Source organism: Aromatoleum bremense, from assembly GCF_017894365.1.
Classification (GTDB): Bacteria; Pseudomonadota; Gammaproteobacteria; order Burkholderiales; family Rhodocyclaceae; genus Aromatoleum; species Aromatoleum bremense.
In genome coordinates this window covers 3,219,170-3,244,270 of sequence record NZ_CP059467.1, presented here as the reverse complement: position 1 = coordinate 3,244,270, position 25,101 = coordinate 3,219,170, and the positions used below count along the sequence as shown (strand labels likewise).

The following is a 25,101-nucleotide window of genomic DNA, read 5'->3' as shown; positions in this document are numbered from 1 at the left end:
TCGGTTCTCACTCGTGGTTGGATGCGGCGGCGCGATCGTCCGCCCGCAATTCGATCTTTTCTTGCGCCGCGGCGCGCGCGCCGACCGGCCCGGGCGAGGCGCCTTTGCCATCCCCGGTGTCAACAAGCTTCGCGGCGGCCTTGCCCGCCGGCGCCAGGCGTACCTCCACCGCCTGTTGATCGAGCACGTCGCCCTTGTCGTCGGTGATGCGGATGCGCACCGGCAACGTGCCGTATTCCCGCGCCAGCCATACGTCGATCGAGAGTTTCCCGCTCAGCGCGCGGGCGCGCAGGCGTTGCGTGTCGAGACCGCCGATCGGCAGCACCAGCCGTTCGGCGCCGACCCGCTCGAGCACCGAGGGCGTCGCCGACTTGCCGCTGACGACCTTGAGTTCATCCGGCAGGGCGGCGGCGTCGGTCATGCCAATCTGGTGCCACAGGCTCAACAGGTCTTGGTCGCCGCGCTCGACGGGCGCGATACGAGTGCGGCTGCCGCGTCGCATCGTGACCTGCCCGGTGTTCCAGTCGAACTCCGCCGTCTCGGGCTTCTTGCTCGACTGCTCGACGCGGAAATGCTCGGGAACGAGCCCCTTCGGCCCGATTCGCCCCTCGCTGCGCTGCTCGTACTGCAGCGAGCGCAGCAGATCCATGACGCCAGTGGTCTTGAGGCTGACCGTCATCCGGTAGCGCTTGTCGTCGTGCGTCCAGTCGTGCAGCGCCTCGCCGACCTCGAAGCCGCCCTCGCCGTACATCACCCGATAGCGAATGCTGCCCTGCGCGGGCCACGCGGCGACACCGGGTTTGCGTGGATCGGCCTGCGGTGCGGCGGCAAGCTGCCGGGGCGCCGGCGCGGAAGGCGCGGCCACCAGCTGCAGCCGGACGGCGGGCTGCGTCGGCGCGACGAGGCTGTCCGCCGCCCCGGCCAGCGCGGCATGGACCCACAGGGGTACGCCGATCGCGGCGATCAGGAGCCGGTGCCGCATGCTCCGCTCACGCTTATCGGCGCCGCTTCGAGCGCGGGGACGGTCCAGCCGGCGTCGGGCCGCGCCTCACCCTGCACCGACACCCTGCCCTCGGGGGAAAGCGACAGGCGGCCCTCGACGAACCAGCGCACCGCCTGCGGATAGATGCGGTGTTCCTGCGCCAGCACCCGCGCCGCGAGGGCTTCTTCGTCGTCGCTGGACAACACCGGCACGGCCGCCTGGATGACCACCGGGCCGCAATCGAGCGCCGCGGTGACGAAGTGCACCGTCGCGCCATGGATCCGGATGCCCGCCTCGAGCGCACGGCGATGGGTGTGCAGGCCCGGGAACGCCGGCAGCAGCGACGGATGGATGTTGAGCAGACGACCTTCGTAATGCCGCACGAAATCGTCGCTCAGCACGCGCATGAAACCGGCGAGGACGACCAGGTCCGGGCGGTGGACGTCGATCGCTTCGGCCAGCGCCTTGTCGAACGCTTCGCGCGTCGCGAACGCCTTGTGATCGACGACGGCCGTCGCGATGCCGCGGGAAGCGGCGAACTCCAGCCCCTTCGCGTCCGGCCGGTTGCTGATCACCGCGCTGATGGCCGCTCCGGGGATGGCGGCGCGCACGATGGCTTCCATGTTGCTGCCACGGCCGGAAACGAGAATGACGATCGACTTCATAGGTGGATTCTTGAGGTTTGAATCGGGCGCGCCTTAACGCGCCGGCGGGAAAAACGGCGGCCCATGCCCTGCAGCGCCGCGGAGCAGGCCGGGATGATGCGGCCGAAGCTTCGCCGGCATGATACCGGAAGGGCGCCGAAGCTTCAGGCCGGCGGGGCAAATGGGTGTCCCCGGCGCCAGCTGCCGATGCAGGCGCGCGGGCTCGTATAATCGTCGCTCTCCGAGCTTCCCGCTGCCCGCATGTCCCCCCATCGCCCCGCCGCCATCCGACCGCTCGCCGATGTCCTCGTCAACCAGATCGCTGCCGGCGAGGTCGTCGAGCGGCCCGCGTCCGTCCTGAAGGAAGTGCTCGAGAACGCGCTCGACGCCGGCGCGCGCGCGATCGACGTGCAGCTCGAACAGGGCGGCGTGCGCCGCATCCGGGTGGCCGACGACGGCTGCGGCATTGCGCGCGACGATCTCGCGCTGGCGCTCGAACGCCACGCGACGAGCAAGATCGCGACGCTCGACGATCTCGAACAGGTCGGCACGATGGGCTTCCGCGGCGAGGCGCTGGCGGCGATCGCGGCCGTCGCGCGCTTGACGCTGACGAGCCGCGCCGAAGGCAGCGCGCACGCGTGGCGCATCGACGGCACCGACCGCAATGTCGCGCCGGCCGCGCTGAACCAGGGCACGGTCGTCGACGTCGCCGAGCTCTTCTACAGCACGCCGGCGCGACGCAAGTTCCTGAAGTCCGAGGCAACCGAATATGCGCACTGCGACGAGGTGTTCCGCCGCATTGCGCTCGCGCGCCCCGACATCGGCCTGCAGCTCGCGCACAACGGCCGCGTCGTCCATCGTCTGCCCGCAGGGGACCCGCTGCGGCGCGTCGCGGCGCTGATGGGCGACGACTTCCTGCACCACGCGCGCACCCTCGATGCCGACGCCGGGCCGCTACGCCTCGCCGGCTTCGCCGCGCTGCCGGCGTATTCGCGCACGAGCCGCGACGCGCAGTATCTGTTCGTCAACGGCCGCTTCGTGCGCGACAAGCTGCTGACGCACGCGGTGCGCCAGGCCTACGCCGACATCCTGCACGGCAGCCGCCATCCGGCTTACGTGCTGTTCCTCGAGCTCGACCCCGCCGGCGTCGACGTCAACGTGCATCCGGCGAAAATCGAGGTGCGCTTCCGCGAGGCGCGGGCGGTCCACCAGTTCGTGTTCCATGCGCTGACGCGCAGCCTCGCCGAGTCCGGCGCCGGCATCGGGATCGCGGGCGGTGATGCCAATGCGGCCAAGGCTGCGACGGAAGCGGGCCGGACCGATTCCCCCGCGCCGGCGCGCGCCGCGAATCCGCTTCGCTACGTGGCCGCCGGCGGCCACGCTCCGCCACCGGTGCAGGGCCGTCTCGCGATGGAATCGGCGAGCCGCAGCTATTACGACTTCGCCGCGAGCGCCCGGCCGACGGCCGAAAGCGCCTCGTCCCCGCCCGACGCCAGCGGATTCCGCCCGACCGCCTTCGCCCCGTCCGCAGGCCGCCTGCCGGGCGCGGCCGGCCTGGCCGAAGCCCACATCCCGGCGGATGCCACAGGCGCACCGCTCGGCTACGCGATCGCGCAGCTCCACGGCATCTACATCCTCGCGCAGAACGTCGCCGGCCTGGTCCTCGTCGACATGCACGCCGCGCACGAGCGCATCCTCTACGAGAAGCTCAAGACCGTGCTCGACGGCCGCCCCGCGGTGCAGCGCCTCTTGATCCCGGCTGTGCTGTCGGTCAGCGCGAAGGACATGGCGGCCGCCGAAGAGTGCGCCGAAGTCCTCGCCCGCATGGGCTTCGAAGTCGCACCCGTCGGCCCGGCCGAACTCGCGGTGCGCAGCGTGCCGGCGCTGCTCGCGTCCGCGCCGATCGCAGAGCTGCTGAGGAAGCTCCTCGAGGAACTGCGCGAATTCCCGGCCTCCGAAGTCGTCACCGCACGACGCAACGAGCTGCTCGCGACGATGGCGTGCCACGGCGCGGTGCGGGCGCACCGCAGCCTGACGATTCCGGAGATGAATGCACTCTTGCGCGACATGGAAGCCACCGAGCGCGCCGACCAGTGCAACCACGGCCGGCCGACGTGGACGCAGCTGACGATGGGCGAGCTCGACCGCTTCTTCATGCGCGGGCAATGAGCCGCGCGGCTCGCTGCCGCATGCCCGATCCCCGTTCAACGAGTATCCTTGCACCCCCCGGCCTTTCGCCGTGCGGCCACGAAGCGCAGATCACACACTCATGACAGGCAAGCAGCACTACGACGAATCCTCGTTTCGCGTCCTCAAGGGGCTCGAACCCGTGCGCGAGCGCCCCGGGATGTACACCCGCACCGACTCGCCCGCCCACATCATCCAGGAAGTCATCGACAACGCCGCCGACGAGGCACTCGGCGGCTTCGCGAAGAAGATCCACGTGACGCTGCACCTCGACGGCTCGCTCAGCGTCGCCGACGACGGCCGCGGCATCCCGGTCGGCCTGCATCCCGAGGAACGCGTGCCGGTCGTCGTGCTCGCCTTCACGCGCCTGCACGCCGGCGGCAAGTTCGACAAGCGCGACGGCAACGGTGCGTACGCGTTTTCCGGCGGCCTGCACGGCGTCGGCGTCGCGGTGACGAACGCGCTGTCGACGCGCGTCGAAGTCGAGGTCAGGCGCGACGGCAAGATCCACCGCATCGAGTTCAGTGAGGGCGGCGAGAAGGTCAGCGCGATCGCGGTTCTAGGCGATTGCGGCCGGCAAAGCGGCACGCGCGTTCGCGTGTGGCCGGACGGCAAGTATTTCGAGGCCCCGCGCGTGCCGCAGGGCGAGCTCGAGCGCCTGCTGCGCTCGAAAGCGGTGCTGCTGCCGGGCGTGTCGGTACGGCTCGACATCGAGCAGGCGGGCGGCGCAGCGCTGACGAAGACCTGGTCCTACCCCGAAGGCCTGGCCGGCTATCTGCGCGAGCAGGCCGGCGACATCGAGGCGGTCGCGCCGCTCTATACCGGCGAAAAGTACGCCGGCAAGGACGACCCCGCCTACGCGCCCGGCGAAGGCGCGGCCTGGGCGCTGGCGTGGTTCGAGCACACGGTGCCGAGCGAATCCTTCGTCAACCTGATCCCGACGGTCGCCGGCGGCACGCACGAGAGCGGCCTGCGCGCGGGCGTGTTCGACGCGGTGAAGAGCTTCATCGAGCACCACGCGCTCTTGCCGCGCGGCGTCAAGCTGCAGCAGGAGGACGTCTGCGGCCGGATGAGCTTCGTGCTGTCGGCGCGGCTGCTGGACCCGCAGTTCCAGGGCCAGGTGAAGGAAAAATTGAACTCGCGCGAGGCGGTGAAGCTCGTGTCGTCGATGATCCGCGACCCGTTCGAGATCTGGCTCAACAACCACGTCGAAGCCGGCCGTGCGATCGCGGAATTGTCGATCCGGCAGGCGCTCGCGCGGCAGAAGAGCGCGCAGAAAGTCGAGAAGAGAAAGACCTCCGGCGTCGCGGTGCTGCCGGGCAAGCTCTCCGATTGCGAATCCGAGGACCTTGCTGACAACGAACTTTTCCTCGTCGAGGGCGACTCGGCCGGCGGCTCGGCAAAGATGGCGCGCAACAAGGAAACCCAGGCGATCCTGCCGCTGCGCGGCAAGGTGCAGAACTCGTGGGAGATCGATCCCGACCGCCTGCTCGCGAACGCCGAGATCCACGACATCGCGGTCGCGCTCGGCGTCGATGCGCATGCCGCCGGCAGCGCGCCGGACCTCGCCGGCCTGCGCTACGGCAAGGTTGTCATCATGTCCGACGCCGACGTCGACGGCGCGCACATCCAGACGCTGCTCTTGACGCTGTTCTTCCGCCATTTCCCGGAGCTCATCACGCGCGGCCACATCTACGTCGCCCAGCCGCCGCTGTACCGCGTCGATGTGCCCGCGCAGGGCAAGAAGCGCCCGGCGCGCCGCCTCTATGCGCTCGACGACGGCGAACTCGCGGCGATCCGCGACCGCCTCGAGAAGGAAGGCTTCAAGCCGGACGCGATCGAAGTCGGGCGCTTCAAGGGCCTGGGCGAGATGAACCCCGACCAGTTGCGCGAGACGACGATGGACCCGGCGACGCGGCGCGTGCTGCCGGTGCAGGTGCGCGCCGACGCGCTCGACGAGACGAAGCGCATGTTCACGCTGCTGATGGGCAAGGGCGAAGCGTCCGGTCGGCGCGCGTGGATGGAGGAGAAGGGCGACAGCGTCGAGGCGGACATCTGACGCGGTCCGCGCGACGCGGGCAACCTTTCCGCAACGCAGCAAACCGCCTATAAAGAAGGCACCGAAAGGGCGCCGCCCGGTTGCCGGCGGGACGTTCCTGCACGGTCCCGGCAACGAGTCCGACACCCGAATGCCATGTCGTCACAACCCTCGTCACAACCCGTATCCGCCGCCACCCCCCGCCTCGCGCGCCGCCCCAGGGCGCTGCTGATCGACCTGGCCGGCGTGCTGCACGTCGGCGACCAGGCCATCGAGGGTTCGGTCGCCGCACTCGCGCGACTGCGGCAGGCGGCGCTGCCACTGCGCTTTCTCACCAACACGACGCGTTCGCCACGCCGCACGATCGTCGCGAAGCTGCGCCGGATGGGCTTCGACGTCGCCGAGGACGAGATCCAGACCGCCGCCCATGCCGCGCAGCAGCTCGTCAGGCAGCGCGGCCTGAAGCCGCTCTACGTGGTCCACCCGGACCTCGCGGAGGAGATGGGCCCGAGCGCCCCGGCACCCGATGCCGTCGTGATGGGCGACATGGGACCATACCTCGACTACGCGCAGTTGAACGCCGCGTTCCGCCTGCTGATGGCCGGAGGCCACTTCATCGCGATGGCGAAGAACCGCTACTTCATGGAGGAAGACGGCCTTTCGCTCGACATGGGCGCCTTCGTCACCGGCCTCGAGTTCAGCAGCGGCGTGCCGGCCGAGATCGTCGGCAAGCCGGCCGCAAGCTTCTTCCACACCGCGCTCGCGGAACTGGGCGTCGCGCCCGCCGAGGCGGTCGTGATCGGCGACGACCTGCACGACGACATCGGCGCCGCGCTTGCCGCAGGCATTCCGGCGATCCTCGTGCGCACCGGCAAGTTCCGCCCCGGCGACGACGCCGACCCGGCAATCCGCCCCGACTGCATCGCGGACGACTTCGCCGGCGCGGTCGATCGGCTGCTCGCGCTCGACTGACTGCGCCTCACTGCAGCGACGCGCGCGGGGGGCAGACCCCCTGCCGCGCGGCAGCCAGGTGAGTGAACGTCCCGGGGCAATGATATATACTGGCGATCGATTCCCTGATTTTGGAGCCGCCATGGATACCGCCAAGCTTTTCACCAACGGCCGCAGCCAGGCGGTACGCCTGCCCAAGGAGTTCCGCTTCGAGGGTGACGAAGTGTTCATCAAGCGCGTCGGCGACGCGGTCGTGCTGCTGCCGCGCCACGGCTGGGGTACGCTGTTCGGGGCGCTGGAGGCCTTCGAGCCAGGGTTCACGATCGAGCGCGACGCGCCGGAACAAGCGGAACGCGAGGCGCTGTTGCCGTGAGGTACATGCTCGATACCAACCTCTGCATCTACCTCATCAATCATCGCCCGGCCCACGTGCGCGCCCGCTTCGATGCGCACCCGATCGGCGACATCGGCGTATCGGTCATCACCGCCGCGGAGCTCGCGTATGGCGTAACGAAAAGCGCTTCGGCCCGCAACCGCGCGGCGCTGGAAACCTTCCTGCTGCCGCTGGAAGTGGCCCCCTTTGACGACAAGGCAATCTGGCGCTATGCCGAACTGCGCACGCAACTGATGCGACGCGGCACCCCGATCGGCGCGCTCGACACCCAGATCGCCGCGCATGCGCTTGCGCTTGACTGCACACTGGTCACCAACAACATGCGCGAATTCGAACGGGTTGATGGCCTGCGCCTGGAAAACTGGGCCGACCAGCGCCTGATGGAATCCCCTGCCTCTTACTTCACCGCTCCATGACTACCGAATCCCTGGACCTTTTCAGCAGCCCTCCGCCGGCGCCGCCCTCTCCGCCCGCTTCCGCCGGCAACGACGCTTTGCCTCCCGACGACGGCACGCTCGCGCTCGACCGCTACGCCGAGCGCGCCTACCTCGCGTACGCGATGAGCGTCGTCAAGTCACGCGCGCTGCCGCAGGTCGAGGACGGCATGAAGCCGGTGCAGCGGCGCATCCTGTACGCGATGAACGAGATGCGCCTGTCGGCGGCGTCGAAGCACGTCAAGTCGGCGCGCGTCGTCGGCGACGTCATCGGCAAGTACCACCCGCACGGCGACACCAGCGTCTATGACGCGATGGTGCGCGTCGCGCAGGACTTCTCGCTGCGCTATCCGCTCGTCGACGGCCAGGGCAACTTCGGCTCACGCGACGGCGACTCGGCGGCAGCGATGCGCTATACGGAATGCCGGCTGACGCCGATCGCCGAGCTCCTGCTCGCCGAGATCGACCGCGGCACGGTCGATTTCATCCCGAACTACGACGGCGCGTTCGAAGAGCCGCAGCTCTTGCCCGCGCGCCTGCCCTTCGTGCTGCTGAACGGCGCCTCGGGCATCGCCGTCGGCATGGCGACCGAAATTCCGCCGCACAACCTGCGCGAAGTCGCGGAAGCCGTCTGCCACTTGATCCGCAATCCGGACGCCGGGCTCGACGACGTCCTGCCGCTGTTGCCCGGTCCGGATTTCCCCGGCGGCGGCCAGCTCATCTCGTCGCCCGACGCGATCCGCGACGCCTACGCGTCCGGGCGCGGCAGCCTGAGGATGCGCGCGCGCTGGCGCGTCGAGGAACTCGCGCGCGGCCAGTGGCGCGTCATCGTCGAACAATTGCCGCACGGCGTGTCGGCCGCCGGCGTGCTCGCCGAGATCGAAGCGCTGACGAACCCTCAGCCGCGCGGCGGCAAGAAGGACGTCAGCCAGGAGCAGAAGAACCTCAAGCAACTCGTGCTCGGCGTGCTCGAGACGGTGCGCGACGAGTCGAGCGACAAGTCGCCGGTGCGCATCGTGCTGGAGCCGCGCTCATCGCGCCAGAGCCGCGACGAGTTCATGGCGGTGCTGCTCGCGCACACGAGCCTCGAAAGCTCGGTGTCGGTGAACATGACGATGATCGGCCATGGCCCTGTGAATGGCGGCCGGCCGCAGCAGAAGAACCTCGTGCAGATCCTGCGCGAATGGATCGACTTCCGCTACGTCACCGTCGAGCGGCGCACGCGTCACCGCCTCGACGAGGTCGCCCGGCGCCTGCACATCCTCGAAGGCCGCATGATCGCGTTCCTGCACATCGAGGACGTGATCCGCGTGATTCGCGAATCCGACGAGCCGAAGCCGGCGCTGATCGAAGCGTTCGGCCTGTCCGAGATCCAGGCTGAGGACATCCTCGAGATCCGCCTGCGCCAGCTCGCGCGCCTCGAAGGCTTCCGCATCGAGAAGGAGCTCGCCGAACTCAAGGAAGAACGCGAGAAGCTGCAGCACCTGCTCGACAGCCGCGCGGCGATGACGAAGCTGATCCTCAAGGAGATCACCGACGACGCGAAGAAATACGGCGACGAGCGGCGCACGCTGATCGAGAGCGTCGCCGCCGTCGCGCCCGCCGAGATCAGCGTGCCCGACGAGCCGGTGACGGTGCTCGTGTCGAAGAACGGCTGGGTGCGCGCGCGCCAGGGCCACGGCATCGACGCCGCGGCCGTCACGTACAAGGCGGGCGACTTCGCGTTCGCGGTCGTCGAGACGCGCAGCACGTGGCCGCTCGTCGTCCTCGACACACACGGCCGCGCCTACACGGTGCGCGTCGCCGAGCTGCCGGGCGGGCGCGGTGACGGCGTGCCGATCGCGACGCTGGTCGACTTCCAGAACGGCGCCAAGCTCGCGCAGGTCGTCTCCGCCGAGCCCGAGTCGGCCTGGATGTTCGCCAACTCCGGCGGCTATAGTTTCATCTGCACGCTCCTGGAGGCGACGAGCCGCCAGCGCGCCGGCAAGGCGTTCATGACTGTCGAGAAAGGCGAAAAAGTACTGGCGCCGGCGCGCGTCCTCGGCGAGCGCATCGCCGCGGTCTCGGAGAACGGCCGCCTGCTGGTGTTCCCGCGCAGCGAGATGAAAGTGCAGGCCGGCGGCCGGGGCGTCATCGTCATGGCGCTCGACGAGGGCGAATCGATGGTCGCAGTCGCGGCGCCGGCCGATGCCGCGGTGCTGAAAGTCGAAGGCATCGGCCGCGGCAACAAGGCGACGAGCGTCGACCTGAAGCCGGCGCAGCTCGCGACGCTGGTCCACCGCCGCGCGCGCAAGGGCTCGCCGCTGGCGATCAGGATCAAGCCGACCGCGCTGCGCTGAACGCAGTCCGGCGCAAGCGTGGCGCGGTGCGGCGCGTCGGGCAAAACGTCGCCCGGCCCGCTCACGCGCGTTCGGCGAGCCCCGTTTACTGCGCCGGCTCGGCGCGGGCCTCCGTCCCCTCCGGCATGATCGACCGGATCGGATCGCCGGCCCGGATTCGTCCGGGGCTGCGCGGCACGGGGTCGCCGAGCATCGACTCGATCAGGATCGTGACCCGCCGGTTGCGCGCCCGGCCTTCTTCGTTCGCATTGTCGGTGAGCGGCCGCTGGTCGGCATAGCCGGCGGCGGTGAGGCGGTCGCCGCGCACACCGGCGTCGATGAACAGGCGCACGACCGACGACGCGCGCACTGACGACAGCTCCCAGTTCGACGGGAAGCGTCCGGTGCCAATCGGCACGCTGTCGGTGTGGCCCTGGACGGTGATCGGGAAGTCCGCGCCGGCGAGCACCTGCGCGACGGCTTGCAGCACCGCGACCGCCGACGCGCCGAGCGTCGCGTCACCGGGCGCGAACAGCACGCTGGCGTTGATCTCGACAGTGATTCCATGCACGCCTTCGGCAACGCTGACCTGTCCGCCTGCGGTGAGCGGCTGGAGCACGCGGCGTATTTCGTCCGCCATGCTGTTGATGCGCTTCATTTCGGCTTCGCGCCGGGCCTCGGCTGCCGGCTCGCGGACGGGGCGCACCACCGGCGGCGACGGCGCCGCGGGGATCGACGCAGCGATGATCCGCCCGCCGGCCGGGCTGATTGCACCGCTGCGAAAAGCGCTGACGAGGGAATCGGACAGGACCCGATACTTGCCCTCGTTGACCGATGACAGCGAATACATGACGACGAAGAATGCGAACAGCAGCGTGATGAAGTCCGCGTAGGAGACGAGCCAGCGCTCGTGATTCTCGTAGTCTTCGTCAGGGGGGCGGCGACGCGACATGGGCGAGGCTTGCGGCTAGGGCCGAGCGGCGCGCGGCAGGAGGAATCCCATCACCGGCTTCAGCTCACATAGCCCTGCATGCGGCTCTCGATGATGCGCGGGTTGTCGCCGCTGGCGATGCCGACGAGTCCGTCCACCAGCATCTCGCGCTGCGAGACGCCGCTCGCAACATGCGCCAGCAGCTTCTTCGAGATCGGCAGGAAAATCAGGTTCGCGAAGCCGACGCCGTAGATCGTCGCGACGAACGCGACCGCGATGCCCGAGCCGAGCCGCGACGGATCGGAGAGGTTTTCCATCACGTGGATCAGGCCCATGACCGCGCCGAGAATGCCGATCGTCGGCGCGTAGCCCCCGGCCGATTCCCAGATCTTCGCGCCGAGCCGCATCTGCGCGCTCCACGCATCGATTTCGACTTCGAGCACGTCGCGCAGGTGCTGTGGCTCGACGCCATCGATGAGCAGTTGCAGCCCCTTGCGCACGAACGGATCGGGCAGCGTGTCGAGGCGCTCTTCGAGCGCGAGCAGGCCTTCCTTGCGCGCGATGTGGCTCCAGTCGGTGGTCTGCGCGATGAGGTCGGTGTGGTTCGAGGACGGCGGCACGAACACCCATTTCGCCATCCGCATGCCATTGCGGAATACCGGCAGCGGGCTCTGCAGCATCACCGCGCCGAGCGTGCCGCCGACGACGATCAGGAACGCGGTCGGCTGCACCAGCGAGGAAATATGGCCGCCCTCGAGCACCTGTCCCGACAGGATCGCGGCGATTCCGAGCGTGATGCCGATGAGACTGGTCTTGTCCATGCCGGAGAGTCGGTGGAAGCCCGTTCAGGCCGCGGCCGGAGGGGTCTTTCGCGGTCGGCCGCGGCGCGCGCCGCCGGCCTCGCCAGCACCGAGGATGCGCGCCCGCAGCCGCGCGACAGCCTGGCTGTGCAACTGGCACACGCGCGACTCGGACACGCCGAACACTTCGCCGATCTCGCGCAGGTTGAGCTCCTCGTCGTAATACAGCGCCATCATCAGCTTTTCGCGTTCGGGCAGGTTCTCGATCGCCTGCACCAGCGCGCTGCGCATGTCCGACGCTTCGAGCAGGTCGAGCGGATTCGATGCGTGCTCGCCGAGGTGGCGCTCGAAGTAGTCCTCGCCTTCGTCGCCGGCGAAATCCTCGAAGTGCACCAGCTGGTAGCCGCGCGCGTCCTGCAGCATGCGCTGGTATTCGGCGAGCGGCATTTCGAGCGACTCGGCGAGCTCGACTTCGGTCGGCTGGCGGCCGTGGCGCTGCTCGAGGCTGTGGATCGCGCCTTCGATGCGCCGCATGTCGCGGCGGATGCTGCGCGGCAGCCAGTCGTTGTCGCGCAGCCCGTCGAGCATCGCTCCGCGCACACGCTGCACCGCGTAGGTCTCGAACTGCGCGCCGAGGCCATCCTCGTAGCGGTTGATCGCGTCGAGCAACCCGATCATGCCGTTCTGGATGACGTCATCGATGTGCACGCTCGCCGGCAGCTTCGCCATCAGGTGGTAAGCGAGGCGCTTGACCAGCGGGGCATAAGTCTCCACCAGCTGGCTCTTGTCGAGATTTCCTTCGGGGTCGTACATCCATTTCGCCTGTATTTTCCGGGCTCCCGACCGCGGCGCCGGAGTTTCCTGCTTTTCGTCGGACTGCCATGGTCCGGCGGCGGGTTGCGCCTTGCCGCGCGGATAAGTCAGTCCGATCATGGTCGCCGGTCCGCCTGCGCCGTCGCGCCCGGCCGGCGTGCGGACAGCGCGAGGCGGCGCAGGAACGCGGCCTCGCCCTCGGACGCGCACGCGCGCTGCGCGTCGGCCGTCAAGCCCGCGGCGATGTCGTCGCGCTCGACCTCGCCGAGCCACGCCAGCGGCACGCCGACGTGGCGCCGCACCAGGGCGTTCAGACTCGCAAAAAACGCGCTCGCGTCGTCGCGATGACGCGCGCGCGAGACGGCCACATGCAGCGCCCCGGCTCCGGCGGCGGCGAGATGCTTGATCGTGCGGTATGCCTCGGTCGCGCCGCTGTGGCTTGCTTCGGCGACGACGAGCCGGCGTGGCGCGGCGAAGACGAACGGCGACGGATCGCCTGCCGATGCGCAGCTCGCGTGAATCAGCACGAAGCCGGCGTGGCGATGCAGGCTGTGCAACGCGCCGACGAGACACTGGCGGCGCTCCTCGTCGAGCAACGGCAGTGCGAGCGCCGCGGCCGACACCGGGACGCGGCCCAACAGCCCCGCCACCGGCTGCAGCAGCTCGCGCGCGCCGATGCGCCCGCCAAGCACACCCAGCAGGTCGGGGCCGTCGGCCAGCCCGAGCGGGGCGGCGAGCGATTCCTGCCCGGCAGCCTCGTCGAGCAGCAGCACCCGGCTGCTCCGACCCGCGACGCGATGGGCGACGTGGATCGCCGCCGCGGCGCGATGCGCCCCGGTCGCATACAGCGCGACCACGGTCGGCGGCGCCCGCCGGAAAAGCCGGCGCAGTCCGGCCGCCTGGTCCTCGCGCGTGTCGATCATGTCACGCCCCCCGGCCCGATGCGGCGAGCATCAGCGCCGCCTCGTCGCCCTCCAGCTTCCATGGCGAACCGGCTGCCTGCTCGCGCAGCGCGCGATGCAGCAGGTAGGCGCGATTCGGCAGGTGGAGGTCCTCCGGCACGCGCTGGCCGTTGGCGACGTAGAAAACGTCCAGTTCGTTGCTGACTGCGACATCGACCGCCGGCGCGAGCGATGCCGCCTCATCGACCTTGGTCAGCACGCAGCCGGCGAGATCCGGGCCGCGATAGGCACGCACGACGTCGGCGAGCGTGTCGCCGCGGCACGTCGCGTTCAGCAGCAGCAGCCGGCGCACGTTGCCGGCGCCCATCAGCATCGCCGCCTGTTCGGCGACCATGCGGTCGCGCTGGCTCATGCCCATCGTGTCGATCAGCACCATGTGCTTGCCGCGCAGCTCGGCAAGCGTCTGGCGCAAGTCGGCGGCGTCGCGCACCGAGAACACCGGCACGCCGAGAATCCGCCCGTAGATGCGCAACTGCTCCTGTGCACCGATCCGGTAACCGTCGGTCGTGATCAGTGCGAGCTTTTCGGCGCCGTGGCGGACGACGCAGCGCGCGGCGAGCTTTGCGGTCGTCGTCGTCTTGCCGACACCGGTCGGCCCGACCAGCGCGTAGACGCCGCCCCGGTCGATGATGTCGGCATCCGACGACTTGACGCGCAGTTCGCGGCCCAACGCATTCCTGACCGCAACCCGTGCGTTCTCGGTGCTGGCGTCATCGGCGACGGCGCCGGCAAGCCGGCGCGCCAGAGGGCCGGAAAAACCGGCTTCGAGCAGTTCGCCGACGATGTCGGCACGCGCCGGCGCGTTGCGCCGCGCTTCGCCCCATGCGAAGCCGGAGAGCTGGCGCTCGATCAGTTCGCGGATGCCGGTCAGCTCGTCCATCAGCCGCGCATTCGCCTGCTGCAGGTCGCGGATGCGCCCGTCGTCGGCGGGCGGTGGGGCGCAATGCGCGGCGCCCGGAGCCGCCGCGACGGGATGTGCTTCCATTGCGGCGCGAGCCGGCGGCAGTTCGGCAGGCACGGCGTGCGCAGGGGACTCGGGCGCGTACCAGTCGTCCCCGAGCGGATCCGCGCCCCGCGGCATTGCCGGCGTGCGCATCATGTAGTCGGGCGTTTCGACTCGCGGCGGCTGGAACGGCCTGACGACCGGCGCCGGGGCCTTGCGCGCCGCGGGCGGGCTCGCGGGCGCTGGCCGCTGGCCGGACAGGCTGACGTGAAAATCGTCGTCGATATCGGGCAGCGAAGCCGGGAACGGGGCCCGGGCGGGGGCGGCCGCGATCGGAGCGGCGGGGGCCGGGGGCGCCGGACGTGTCGCGCTCTGCAGTGCACCGACCGCGTCGGCCGGCAGCGCGAGGATCTCGACGCCGCCTTCGACCGGACGGTTCGCCAGCACGATCGCGTCGGCGCCGAGTTCGGCCTTGAGTGCACGCAGTGCCTCGCGGGCGGTCTGGGCAAAATAGCGCTTCACGTTCATTTGAGTGTCCCCCGGCTACGCACTCGGCGCAGGATGGTTCCGATTATCGTCGGCGCCGCGAGCCCCGATAGGGTGGAATAAAAGCGGTTTCCCCCGCCTATTCGGGCATGCGTCAGCGCGCCGCGCCGCCGACCATCGCGGTGACGCGGATCGTGCGCGTCTCGGGCACCTCGGAATTCGCGATGACCTTGAGCGAAGGCACCGCGCGGCGCAGGAAGCGCGACAGCAGCCAGCGCAGTTGCGGCGGCACCAGCAGCACCGGCGGCAGCCCGATGTCCTCCTGGCGTTGCGCGACTTCCGCGGCGTGGCGCAACAGGCCGTCGGCGAGGCTCGGCTCGATGACGCCGCCGGCGCCGACCGCCTGGCCGAGGATGCGCTCGAGCGACGGATCGAGCGCCATCACCTGGATCTCGGCGTTGCCGGGGAACAGGCTCTGCAGGATCGAGCGGCCGAGGCCCTGGCGCACGCGCGACGTGAGCTCCAGCGGGTCCTGCGTGCGCGGCGCATTCTCCGCAAGGATCTCGATGATCGTGCGCATGTCGCGGATATTGACGCCCTCTTCGAGGAGATTCTGCAGCACCCGCTGCACCGTGGACACCGACAGCAGCGCCGGCACGAGGTCCTCGACGAGCTTCGGCGTGTTCTTGCCGATGTGGTCGAGCAGCGCCTGGGTTTCCTGGCGTCCGAGCAGTTCGGCGGCGTGATTGAGGATCAGGTGGTTCAGGTGGGTCGCGACGACCGTGCTCGCGTCGACGACCGTGTAGCCGAGCGCGTGCGCCTGCTCGCGCTGGCCGGGGTCGATCCAGAACGCGGGCAGGTCGAACGCCGGGTCGCGCGTCTCGCGCCCGGCGAGCGGCCCGGTGACGCGCCCCGGGTTGATCGCGAGGAACTGTCCGGGATAGGCCTCGCCGTGGCCGATCTCGACGCCCTTCAGCGCGATGCGATAAGCGTTCGGCTTGAGTTCGAGGTTGTCGCGGATATGCACCGGCGCGGACAGGAAGCCGACGTCCTGCGCGAACTTTTTGCGCAGGCCGCGAATGCGCTTCAGCAGTTCGCCGTCCTGCCCCTTGTCGACCATCGGGATCAGGCGGTAGCCGACTTCGAGACCCAGCACATCGACCGGCGCAACGTCATTCCAGCTCGCCTCGAGGTTCTCGGCCGGCGGTTCGATGGCGGCGGCTTCGGGCGCGGTGCGTGCGCCCTCGGCCGCGTCGCGCCGGGCGTCGCCCATGCGGCGCCACGCGAGCCAGCCGAGCAGGCCGGCGATCAGGATAAACACAAGGTTCGGCATCCCCGGAATCAGGCCGAGCACGCCGATGATGCCGGCAGTCAGCATCAGCACCTGCGGGTTCGAGAACACCTGCGCGATGACGAGGTTGCCGATGTCGGACTCATCGCCGACCCGCGACACGACCATGCCGGCGGCAACCGAGATGATCAGCGCCGGGATCTGCGCAACGAGGCCGTCGCCGATCGTCAGCAGCGTGTAGGTCTCGATCGCCACGCCGGCTTCCATGCCGTGCTGCACGATCCCGACCATCAGCCCGCCCAGAACGTTGATCAGCAGGATCAGGATGCCGGCGACGGCGTCGCCGCGCACGAACTTCGACGCACCGTCCATCGCGCCGTAGAACTCGGATTCCTGCGCGACCTCCTTGCGGCGGCGCTTCGCCTCGGCCTCGTCGACGAGGCCGGCGTTGAGGTCGGCGTCGATCGCCATCTGCTTGCCGGGCATCGCATCGAGCGTGAAGCGCGCGCTCACTTCCGCGATCCGCCCGGCGCCCTTCGTGACGACGACGAAGTTGATCAGCACGAGGATCACGAACACGACCAGGCCGATCGCGGTATTGCCGCCGACGAGGAAATGGCCGAAGGCCTCGATGACCTTGCCCGCGGCATCCGGACCGGTGTGGCCTTCGAGCAGCACGATGCGCGTCGAGGCGACGTTCAGCGCGAGGCGCAAGAGTGTGGTCACCAGCAGCACGGTCGGGAACACCGAGAACTCCAGCGGCTTCTTCGTGTACATCGCCACCAGCATCACCATCACCGAGATCGCGATATTGAACGTGAAGAACACGTCGAGCGCGAACGCCGGCAGCGGCAGCACCATCATCGACAGCACCATGATGATGAAGACCGGCGCGCCGAGCATCCGCAGGTTCGCCGGCGTCATCAGCGCGCGCAGGTTCAGGGCTTCGAACATTGCCTACCTCAAGAGAGTCGGGGAGCGGCGCATCAGGCCGGTGCGCCCGGGTCCATGTCTTCGGGCACCGGCAGCTTGCCCGGCACGGCGGGCGGCAGGCCGCCGCCGGCCATCCAGCGGTTGAGCTGGTACACGTAGGCCATGACTTCGGCCACCGCGGTGTAGAGCGCGCCCGGCACCGCCTGCTCGAGTTCGCAGTGCTTGTACAGCGCGCGCGCGAGCGGCGGCGCCTCGAGCAGCGGCACCTTGTGCTCCTTCGCGAGCTCGCGGATCTTCAGCGCGATCTCGCCACGCCCTTTCGCGACGACGACCGGCGCGCCCATCTTCTGCGCGTCGTATTTCAGCGCGACCGAGAAATGCGTCGGGTTCGTCACGACGACGTCGGCCTTCGGCACTTCGGCCATCATCCGCCGGCGCGCCATCTCGCGCTGCATGCTCCGGATGCGGCCCTTGACGTGGGGGTCGCCTTCCTGCTCCTTGCCCTCGCGCTTGACCTCTTCCTTCGTCATGCGCAGGCGCTTGTGGTATTGCCACAGCTGGAACGGCACGTCGATCAGCGCCAGCAGCGCGAGTCCCATGATGATCAGCAGCGCAGAAAACAGCACCGCCTGCAGAAAATCCGGCACCGCGCTCTCCACCGCCTCGGAGGTCAGCGCGAAGATGTGCTCGTGCTCGCGCCACACCGCGAAAACACCGATGCCGCCGACGACCGCCGCCTTGAGCAGCGACTTCAGCATTTCGGCGAACCCGTGCAGCGAAAACATCCGGCCGATGCCCTTGAGCGGATCCATGCGGTCGAGCTTGAGCCCGAGCGCCTTCGGCGAGAACACGAAACCGCCGAGCAGGATCGGCGCGCCGACCGCGGCCACCATCAGCACGCCGAACAGCGGCAGCATCGTCAGCAAGGCTTGCGTGAACAGGTCGCCGAAGTCCTTCAGCATCAGCTGCGGGTCGAAGGCGACCGCGCGCTCGAAGCGGAAGCCGTGGCGCAGCATGCCGAGCACGCGCTCGCCGATCCAGTCGCCCATCAGCCACAGGCCGCTGACGCCGGTGATCAGGACGAGGAAGGTCGACAGCTCGCGCGACTGCGGAACCTGCCCTTCCTCACGGGCCTGTTCCAGCCGCCGTGCCGATGCCTGTTCCGTTTTCTCGAGATCGCTGTCCTCGGCCATCGCCGGCTCCTTGCCTGCACCGCGCCGCAAGCCGCCCGCGCGATGCGGGCGGACGACGAGCTGCGGCAATTATCGCGGCGGGGCGGCAGCTGGCGGTGGCCGATAAGCGACGGGAAAAGCCCTTAATTCAGGAGTCGGAAGGCGAAACGGGGACGGCTCGCGCCGCTCAGCGCGCCGTGGGGAGCCGGTCGACGCCGCGGATCTGGGCGCCGGCGGCGATATTGCGTTCCGCAAACCAGTCCCGGTTCATTTCCAGCGCGAAGCGTGCCGGGCCGGTAGCACAGTGGCTGTCCTCGCTTTGCGGCTGCATCTGCTCGATGTTGAGGATGCGTCCGTCGCGGTCGAGAAACGCGACCGACAGCGGGATCAGCGTGTTCTTCATCCACATGCAGTGGCGGGCGTCGTGCGCGAAGACGAAGATCATGCCGCGGTGCACCGGCATCGCAGGCCTGTTCATCAGGCCGATCTGGCGGGCCTCGTCAGTGTGCGCGAGTTCCGCCTCGATGCGGTACATCCCCGCCCCCAGTTCGACGAGCGGCAAGCCGGCCTGCACGACCGGAACCTGGAGCAGACAGCTGGCGAGAAACAGCGCGGCGTGACGGACGGAACGACGTTGCAGGAACATGGCAGCAGCCTGGGTGCGATTTCGACGCGGAATTCTACCCTCGACCGCCCCTGCGCCGTCCGTCCACGCCCGCGAATGGCTTCGCAACGGACATTGTCGGGCTTTCCACCTGCTCGCTGTGCCACTGGCCGGGAGCGAGCCCGGCCAGCGACCAGTCGCCGATCGCCAGCCGGATCAGCCGCAGCGTCGGAAAACCGGCTTTCGCTGTCATCCGCCGTACCTGGCGGTTCTTCCCCTCGTGCAGGACGATCTCGAGCCACGAGGTCGGCACGTTCTTGCGGAACCTCACCGGCGGATCGCGCGGCCACAGCCAGTCCGGCTCGTCGACGCGGCGTGCGCGGCACGGACGGGTGACGAAGTCCCCCAGATCGAGCCCAGCCCGCAGCGCGGCCAGCGCCGCGTCGTCGGGCTCGCCCTCGACCTGCACCAGGTAGGTTTTCGGCAGCTTGTGGCGCGGGTCGGCGATGCGGTGCTGCAGTGCGCCGTCGTCGGTGAGCAGCAACAGGCCCTCGCTGTCGGTGTCGAGCCGCCCGGCGGGATAGACGCCGGGCACGGGGACGAAGTCCTTGAGCGTGACGTGCGCGCCGTCGCCGGAAAACTGGCAGATCACGCCGTACGGCTTGTTGAGGAGGATCAGGCGGGACATGGGATCGCCGCCTCCGCCGGCCGCTCCCGGCGCGTCGCGCATCGCCTCGGCAGCCACGGCCGGGCAGCGGCCCCGGCGTGCGCCACCGCGTTCAGTCGCTGGACGATTTGGCGCCAGCCGTGGCCGTGGCCGTGGCCGCAGCATCGGGGGCGGAATGTTCGCCCGCCGCCTCCGCCGCGCTCTGCCGGATTCGCGCCAGCGCCGTCTTGCCCTTGGTCGTGAGGAAAGGTTCGACCAGCAGCTGGATGCCTTCGTCGACGTATTCGGCGAGCGTGTACCGTTCGCGGAACGCCCAGTACTTCAGTGCCCATGAATGCGCGAACGTGACACATTGATAAGAAAGCAGATGTTCGTTGATCGGGCGCATGAAGCCGCCCGTGGTGCACGCGCGGATCGACTTCTCGATCAGGCGGTTGGTGCGGGTTTCGCCATCCTTGACGAGGCCCCGCCGATCGGGACGCAACGACTTCGTCGAGCGGTAGGCGAGCACCGTCGCGTCGCGCTGCGCGTCGACGATCGCGCAATACGCCCAGATCGCCCGGCACAGGCGCTCGACCGGGTGTGTCAGGCCTTCGAGCTGGCGCGGAATCTCGTTCTCGTAAGTGTCGAGCACGTGCTTCAGCGTCAGGAACAGGATGTCGTCCTTGTCGCCGAAATACTGGTAGATCAGCCCGGTGCTCACCTTGGCCTCGCGGGCGATCTGCAGAATGGTCGTCGTATAGTAGCCTTCTTCGGAAAAAAGCTTCGTCGCCGCACGGATGATCTGGTGACGGCGCTCCTCGACCAGTTTCGGGTCGGAAACCACGCTCTTGACGTTTTCTGCTGAACTCATGATCGTTCCTCGGGGATGTTCTGTTGCTGCCGCTGGCCGGCGCCGGAATCGCGCTGGACGTCGTATTGTGCCACCAGTGCGTGCGACTTTCCGCGCCCGCCGTCATGCTGGCCCGGCCCGGTAGCGCTGCCGGAGCCGCATCCCGCAGTGCCCGCCGGCAGCGGCACCGTCATGCATAGGCCATTTACTGCCGCTGCTTGTCGAGGAATTGCTGCACGCGCCGCTGCGTCTCGGCGTCGGCGAGCAGCGCCGCGCTGCCGGCGAGTTCCACTTCGAATCCGTCCTCCTCGGCGCCGACCGCGACGTCGATGCAGCGCTTGCATTCGGCAAGCGCCGTACCCGGCAGCGCCGCAATGCGTTCGACCACCGCCCGCGTGACCGATTCCAGCTCGGCAGCCGGCGCGACCCAGTGCGCACAGCCGAGTGTCACCGCTTCCGCGCCGCCGATCACTTCGGCGCCGAGGATCAGCCGCCTTGCGACCGCGTCGCCGCAGATGCGCGTCATGCGCTGTGTGCCGCCCGCCGCCGGCAGGAGTCCCAGCCGCGCTTCGGGCAGGCCGATCCTGGCGGAGTCGGCGACGACGCGCAGATCGCACGCGAGCGCGAGCTCGAACCCGCCGCCCATCGCCGCACCGCCGATCTCGACGACCGACACCTGCGGCAGGCGTTCGAGCCGCGCATATACTTCCTGCATCCGGCGCGTCATCGCAATCATCTGCCTGCGCCCGGTCTCGCTGTCGAACAGCGAGCGGATCAGCTCCAGGTCCGCACCGGCGCAAAACACCCGCTCGCCGCTGCGGATCCACAGCACGTTGACGCGTGGCGTGCGTTCGACCTCGGCCAGGATGCGGTCGAGCTGCTCGATCCATTCCTCGTTGATCGCATTCACCGGGGACCGGCACAGCGTCACGGTCGCGACCGAAGCTTCAATAGTTAGCGAAATCATAAATCCCTCCCGATGGAACCCGATTCCCGGCCTGCGACGCCGCCACGGCGCCCACTGAAGGGGGAATCGGCACGGCGCGGTCAAGAATAAAAGGGAGGCATCGCCGGCGTTTGCGGACGTCGGAGGAGATGAGCAGCGTGGTATCACGCAAGCCGTTCGATGCGATGCCCCCGAAAGCGGATCGCCGGAGCCACGTTCCGGCGAAGGCCTGCAGCGGCGAAGGGACGACACCCGCCGGGCGCCGGCTCCCCATGGCCGCGCGGCCATGTCTTCCCCTCCCCGCCCCGACGCCGTGCCGACATCGGGGCGCTGCTGTTTCCGGGCTCAGTTGCCTTCGAACTTCGGCACCTGCTTGTTCACGAACGCGTTATAGGCGCGTTCGAAATCCTTCGTCTGCATGCAGATCGCCTGGGCTTCGGCCTCGGTCTCGAGCGCCTGCTCGATCGTCTGGTTCCATTCCTGGTGCAGGCACTTCTTCGTCATCGAATGCGCAAACGCCGGGCCGTTGGCGAGCGACAGCGCCATCTCCTGAGCCTTCGCCAGCACCTTCTCGGCCGGGACGATGTCGTTGAAGTAGCCCCAGGCACGGCCTTCCTCGGCGCTCATCGAGCGGCCGGTATAAAGCAGCTCGGAGGCGCGCCCGTGGCCGATGATGCGCGGCAGGATGCTGCACGCGCCCATGTCGCAGCCGGCGAGCCCGACGCGCACGAACAGGAAGGCGGTCTTGGCTTCCGGCGTCGCGTAGCGCATGTCGGAAGCCATGGAGATGATCGCGCCGGCGCCGGCGCAGATGCCATCGACCGCCGAGATGATCGGCTGCGGGCAGTTGCGCATTTCCTTGACGAGGTTGCCGGTCATGCGGGTGAAGGCGAGCAGCCCGCTCATGTCCATCTTCGTCAGCGGGCCGATGATGTCATGCACGTCTCCGCCCGAGCAGAAGTTGCCGCCGGCGCCGGTGATCACCACGACGCGCACGTCCTCGGCGTACTGCAGCTTGATGAAGGTGTCGCGCAGTTCAGCGTAGCTCTCGAACGTCAGCGGGTTCTTGCGCTCGGGACGGTTCAGCGTGATCGTCGCGACGCGATCGGCCACTTCCAGCTTGAAGTGCTCGGGACGCCACTCGGCAGCTTTCAGCTTGTACATGAAATTCTCCTGATGATTGACTATTGGGAAAGGGTGGAGTTGGGGTTCGGGTGGGCAGAGAACCGGTCAGCCCGCGAGCGTCAGACCGCCGCTCACGCTGATGACCTGGCCGGTGATGAAACTCGCCCGATCGCTGGCGAAGAACAGCACCGCATCGGCAAGTTCGGACGGCTTGGCGAGGCGCCGCATCGGCGTCGCCTTGACGAAAGCCTCGCGGTGCTTCTCCGGCACCGCCTGCAGCAGCGGCGTGTCGGTCGGTCCCGGGCAGACGCAATTGACGTTGATGTTGTAGCGCGCGACTTCGCGAGCGAGCGACTTGGTGAACGCGATCGCACCGCCCTTCGCCCCGGAATACACGGTTTCGCCGAGACTGCCGACGCGCCCCGCGTCGCTCGCGACGGTGACGATCTTGCCCGCGCCGCGCTCGATCATCTGCGGCAGAAACGCGTGCGAAACCGCGACCGGCCCGAGCAGGTTGAGGTCGATGACCTTGCGCCAGAAGTCCGGCGTGTTCTCCATGAACGGCTGGATCTTGCCCCACCCCGCGACGTTCGCGACGATGTCGATCTGGGGGCGGCGGCGGTATGCCTCGTCCTTGAACGCGGCGATCGAATCGAGATCGGTGACGTCGAGGCGGATGAAGTCCACGCCCAGCTGCTGTTCGCACAGCGCGCCGGCGACAGCGGCGCCCTTCTGCTCGTCGATGTCGCCGATCAGTACATAAGCCCCGGCGCGCGCCAGCGTTTCCGCGGTCGCCAGACCGATCCCCGATGCTCCGCCCGTGACTACTGCCGTTTTTCCGTCAAGCCGCATTTTGTTCTCGCCTCCTGATTCACAAAGTTTTTGCCTGGTCGGGTGTCCGGATGCCGGCCTTGCCGCTCACGAACCCCTTTTGCTCACACGCCGCGCCTGGTTTCGCACGGAAGCGCAGCTGGTGTATGAATGATTGTTCAGTCAGTCAATCAAGTCAACCCCCTGATGCAGGATTCCTCTCGCCCGCACGCGGAAGTCGTCCGGGCGAACGCCGTTGCAGCCCCGATCAGGCGAGCGTCATCGCAGCGGGAGGCGGGAAATATCTCGTTGCATGATGTAACGCGACAGAGATCGGCCTTTCGTTCGCGGCGCCCGCGGGCGCCGGGTATTGATCAACGTCAGCCGCCCGGCGGGCCGCGCAGTCCAGAGCCTCTGGCAACGGTTTTCGCCTATCGCGCAGTTGACTGTCGTGACTGAGCACTCAATCATTCGTCAACACTCCAGGGGAAAGCAATGCAGAAGACTTCATGGACCGCGGTAGGCATCGCGATCTTTTCAGGCATGGTCGCGGCAGCCGCCATCGGCAAGGTTCCGCCCGCGCTACCGGCGGTGCGCGACCAGCTGGGACTGACGATGGTCGAGGCGGGCTGGGTGATGTCGACGTTCGCGACGCTCGGCAGCTGTTGCGCGCTGTTTTTCGGTGGCGCGAGCGCGCGGATCGGCCAGCTTCGGCTGGCGCTGCTCGGGCTTGCGATGATGGTGTTCGGCGCGGTCCTCGGCGCCTTCGCGCAGAGTTACACGCTGCTGCTGGTGTCCCGCGTGCTCGAGGGCAGCGGCTTCATCGCCGTCGTCGTCACCCTCCCCTCGCTGATCACACGCAGCACGGCGCCGCGCGACTACCGCCTCGCGCTCGGCCTGTGGAGCATCTACCTGCCGTTCGGCAGCAGCGTCGTGATGCTGACGGCGCCATTCCTGCTCCCGTCGCTCGGCTGGCGGGGACTGTGGCTCGTTCTCGCCGGCGCGACGCTCGCCTGCGCCACACTGCTCTACCGGATGCGCCAGCGCTTCGTCGCGCCGCCAGACGCCGCCGCGGGCCCCGCTTCGGGCGTGATCCTCGAAACCCTGCGCAGTCCGGGCGCGTGGTGCCTGACCGTCGCGTTTTTCACGTATACGCTGCAGTGGTTCACGCTGATGGTGTGGCTGCCGAGCTTCCTCGTCGACCACCGCGGCCTTTCGGTGTCGCTCGCCGGCGCGCTGACCGCAGGGGTGGTCGCAGCAAACGTGCCCGGTAACCTATTCGGCGGCTGGCTCGTCCACCGCGATATCCGCCGCGGCACGCTCATCTGCGGCGCGTCGCTGTTCATGCTGGCGTGCGCGTTCGGCATTTTCGACGAGCGCCTGCCAGACGCGCTGCGCTACGGCCTGTGCCTGCTGTTTACCGCTGTCGGCGGCATTCTCCCGGCTGCCGCGTTCTCGGGCCTGACCGCCCATGCGCCGTCGCCCCGGCACATCGGGGCGGTCAATGGACTGCTCGTGCAGGGCTCGAACCTCGGCCAGTTCATCGGACCGCCGGCGATCGCCGCGGCCGTTACCGCGGGCGGGGACTGGCACGCCGCGACCGGCCTCATGGCGGGGGCTGCCGTGGCGGGCGTCGCCGCCGGCCTGTTGCTGCGGGTGATCGAACGCACGCAGCCGGACGCGCGCAGCGCCCCTGTGGAACATGCGGTCGCGGAAGGGGGCGCCCCGGGCTGCTGAAGAACGCCGGAACGGCACAAACGGCGGTCTCGCGCCGCCGTTTGTGTCGTTGCCGTTCCAGATCAGCGTCGGGGTGGCTGGGCTGCGGCTTTGCCCGACCA

The 25,101-nt window shown here is 68.8% G+C and carries 22 protein-coding genes; 7 read left to right on the top strand and 15 right to left on the bottom strand.

Translation table 11 applies throughout. The features are described from left to right. Positions 1-7: 7 nt before the first annotated feature. Both pbN1_RS15200 and purN read right to left on the bottom strand, forming a co-directional pair. Entirely contained in the window at positions 8-982 is a 975-nt protein-coding gene (locus pbN1_RS15200; RefSeq protein WP_210147524.1) for a DUF3108 domain-containing protein, read from the bottom strand. Then, on the bottom strand, positions 964-1,647 hold the full coding sequence (purN, locus tag pbN1_RS15195; RefSeq protein ID WP_169203815.1) for a phosphoribosylglycinamide formyltransferase: 684 nt from the start codon (positions 1,645-1,647) through the stop codon (positions 964-966). Before purN ends, pbN1_RS15200 begins: the two co-directional genes overlap by 19 nt. Before the next feature lie 240 nt (positions 1,648-1,887). On the opposite strand from purN, the gene mutL reads away from it, so the two are divergent. The 6 genes from mutL (at position 1,888) to parC (ending at position 9,969) form a co-directional block, all read left to right on the top strand. Further along, positions 1,888-3,795, top strand: coding sequence for a DNA mismatch repair endonuclease MutL (gene mutL / locus pbN1_RS15190; protein WP_169203816.1), 1,908 nt, complete (start codon positions 1,888-1,890; stop codon positions 3,793-3,795). A 100-nt stretch (positions 3,796-3,895) separates the two neighbouring features. Then, positions 3,896-5,872, top strand: coding sequence for a DNA topoisomerase IV subunit B (locus pbN1_RS15185; protein WP_169203817.1), 1,977 nt, complete (start codon positions 3,896-3,898; stop codon positions 5,870-5,872). 135 nt (positions 5,873-6,007) lie between these two features. After that, positions 6,008-6,823, top strand: coding sequence for a TIGR01458 family HAD-type hydrolase (locus pbN1_RS15180; protein WP_169203818.1), 816 nt, complete (start codon positions 6,008-6,010; stop codon positions 6,821-6,823). A gap of 121 nt (positions 6,824-6,944) precedes the next feature. After that, complete coding sequence (locus pbN1_RS15175; protein WP_169203819.1) at positions 6,945-7,175, top strand: antitoxin; 231 nt, start codon at positions 6,945-6,947, stop codon at positions 7,173-7,175. A 5-nt stretch (positions 7,176-7,180) separates the two neighbouring features. Further along, on the top strand, positions 7,181-7,612 hold the full coding sequence (gene vapC, locus pbN1_RS15170) for a type II toxin-antitoxin system tRNA(fMet)-specific endonuclease VapC (RefSeq protein ID WP_211161522.1): 432 nt from the start codon (positions 7,181-7,183) through the stop codon (positions 7,610-7,612). Next, positions 7,609-9,969 (top strand): DNA topoisomerase IV subunit A, encoded by a 2,361-nt coding sequence (gene parC / locus pbN1_RS15165; protein WP_169203821.1) that lies wholly within the window; start codon positions 7,609-7,611, stop codon positions 9,967-9,969. Before vapC ends, parC begins: the two co-directional genes overlap by 4 nt. Before the next feature lie 85 nt (positions 9,970-10,054). On the opposite strand, the gene motD is transcribed toward parC, so the two are convergent. From motD to pbN1_RS15100, 13 genes are all read right to left on the bottom strand, one after another. Continuing rightward, positions 10,055-10,900 carry a flagellar motor protein MotD gene (motD, locus tag pbN1_RS15160; protein WP_169203822.1) on the bottom strand — a complete coding sequence of 282 codons (846 nt, stop codon included), beginning with the start codon at positions 10,898-10,900 and terminating at the stop codon, positions 10,055-10,057. Between the two features lie 59 nt (positions 10,901-10,959). Beyond that, a complete protein-coding gene (locus pbN1_RS15155; RefSeq protein ID WP_169119501.1) occupies positions 10,960-11,700 on the bottom strand; it encodes a flagellar motor protein in 741 nt (246 codons plus the stop codon). Between the two features lie 24 nt (positions 11,701-11,724). Next, a complete protein-coding gene (locus pbN1_RS15150; RefSeq protein ID WP_169203827.1) occupies positions 11,725-12,492 on the bottom strand; it encodes an RNA polymerase sigma factor FliA in 768 nt (255 codons plus the stop codon). A gap of 116 nt (positions 12,493-12,608) precedes the next feature. Further along, positions 12,609-13,415 (bottom strand): MinD/ParA family ATP-binding protein, encoded by an 807-nt coding sequence (locus tag pbN1_RS15145; RefSeq protein ID WP_169203823.1) that lies wholly within the window; start codon positions 13,413-13,415, stop codon positions 12,609-12,611. Position 13,416: 1 nt separating this feature from the next. Then, positions 13,417-14,925 carry a flagellar biosynthesis GTPase FlhF gene (flhF, locus tag pbN1_RS15140; RefSeq protein WP_210147523.1) on the bottom strand — a complete coding sequence of 503 codons (1,509 nt, stop codon included), beginning with the start codon at positions 14,923-14,925 and terminating at the stop codon, positions 13,417-13,419. A 112-nt stretch (positions 14,926-15,037) separates the two neighbouring features. Continuing rightward, a complete protein-coding gene (gene flhA / locus pbN1_RS15135; protein ID WP_169203879.1) occupies positions 15,038-17,128 on the bottom strand; it encodes a flagellar biosynthesis protein FlhA in 2,091 nt (696 codons plus the stop codon). A 32-nt stretch (positions 17,129-17,160) separates the two neighbouring features. Beyond that, positions 17,161-18,300, bottom strand: coding sequence for a flagellar biosynthesis protein FlhB (gene flhB, locus pbN1_RS15130; protein WP_169120282.1), 1,140 nt, complete (start codon positions 18,298-18,300; stop codon positions 17,161-17,163). A gap of 166 nt (positions 18,301-18,466) precedes the next feature. Beyond that, entirely contained in the window at positions 18,467-18,925 is a 459-nt protein-coding gene (locus tag pbN1_RS15125) for a DUF192 domain-containing protein (protein ID WP_169120280.1), read from the bottom strand. 34 nt (positions 18,926-18,959) lie between these two features. After that, a complete protein-coding gene (locus tag pbN1_RS15120) occupies positions 18,960-19,571 on the bottom strand; it encodes a pseudouridine synthase (RefSeq protein ID WP_244856973.1) in 612 nt (203 codons plus the stop codon). 91 nt (positions 19,572-19,662) lie between these two features. Further along, a complete protein-coding gene (locus pbN1_RS15115; RefSeq protein WP_169203880.1) occupies positions 19,663-20,403 on the bottom strand; it encodes a TetR/AcrR family transcriptional regulator in 741 nt (246 codons plus the stop codon). 184 nt (positions 20,404-20,587) lie between these two features. Next, positions 20,588-21,349, bottom strand: a complete 762-nt coding sequence (locus tag pbN1_RS15110; protein WP_169203881.1) for an enoyl-CoA hydratase/isomerase family protein — start codon at positions 21,347-21,349, stop codon at positions 20,588-20,590. A 324-nt stretch (positions 21,350-21,673) separates the two neighbouring features. Beyond that, positions 21,674-22,492, bottom strand: a complete 819-nt coding sequence (locus tag pbN1_RS15105; protein WP_169203882.1) for an enoyl-CoA hydratase family protein — start codon at positions 22,490-22,492, stop codon at positions 21,674-21,676. A gap of 66 nt (positions 22,493-22,558) precedes the next feature. Further along, entirely contained in the window at positions 22,559-23,305 is a 747-nt protein-coding gene (locus tag pbN1_RS15100) for an SDR family NAD(P)-dependent oxidoreductase (protein WP_011236225.1), read from the bottom strand. Between the two features lie 453 nt (positions 23,306-23,758). Here pbN1_RS15100 and pbN1_RS15095 point away from each other — a divergent pair, with 453 nt between their 5' ends. Beyond that, positions 23,759-25,000 carry an MFS transporter gene (locus pbN1_RS15095; RefSeq protein WP_169203883.1) on the top strand — a complete coding sequence of 414 codons (1,242 nt, stop codon included), beginning with the start codon at positions 23,759-23,761 and terminating at the stop codon, positions 24,998-25,000. Positions 25,001-25,101 lie beyond the last annotated feature (101 nt).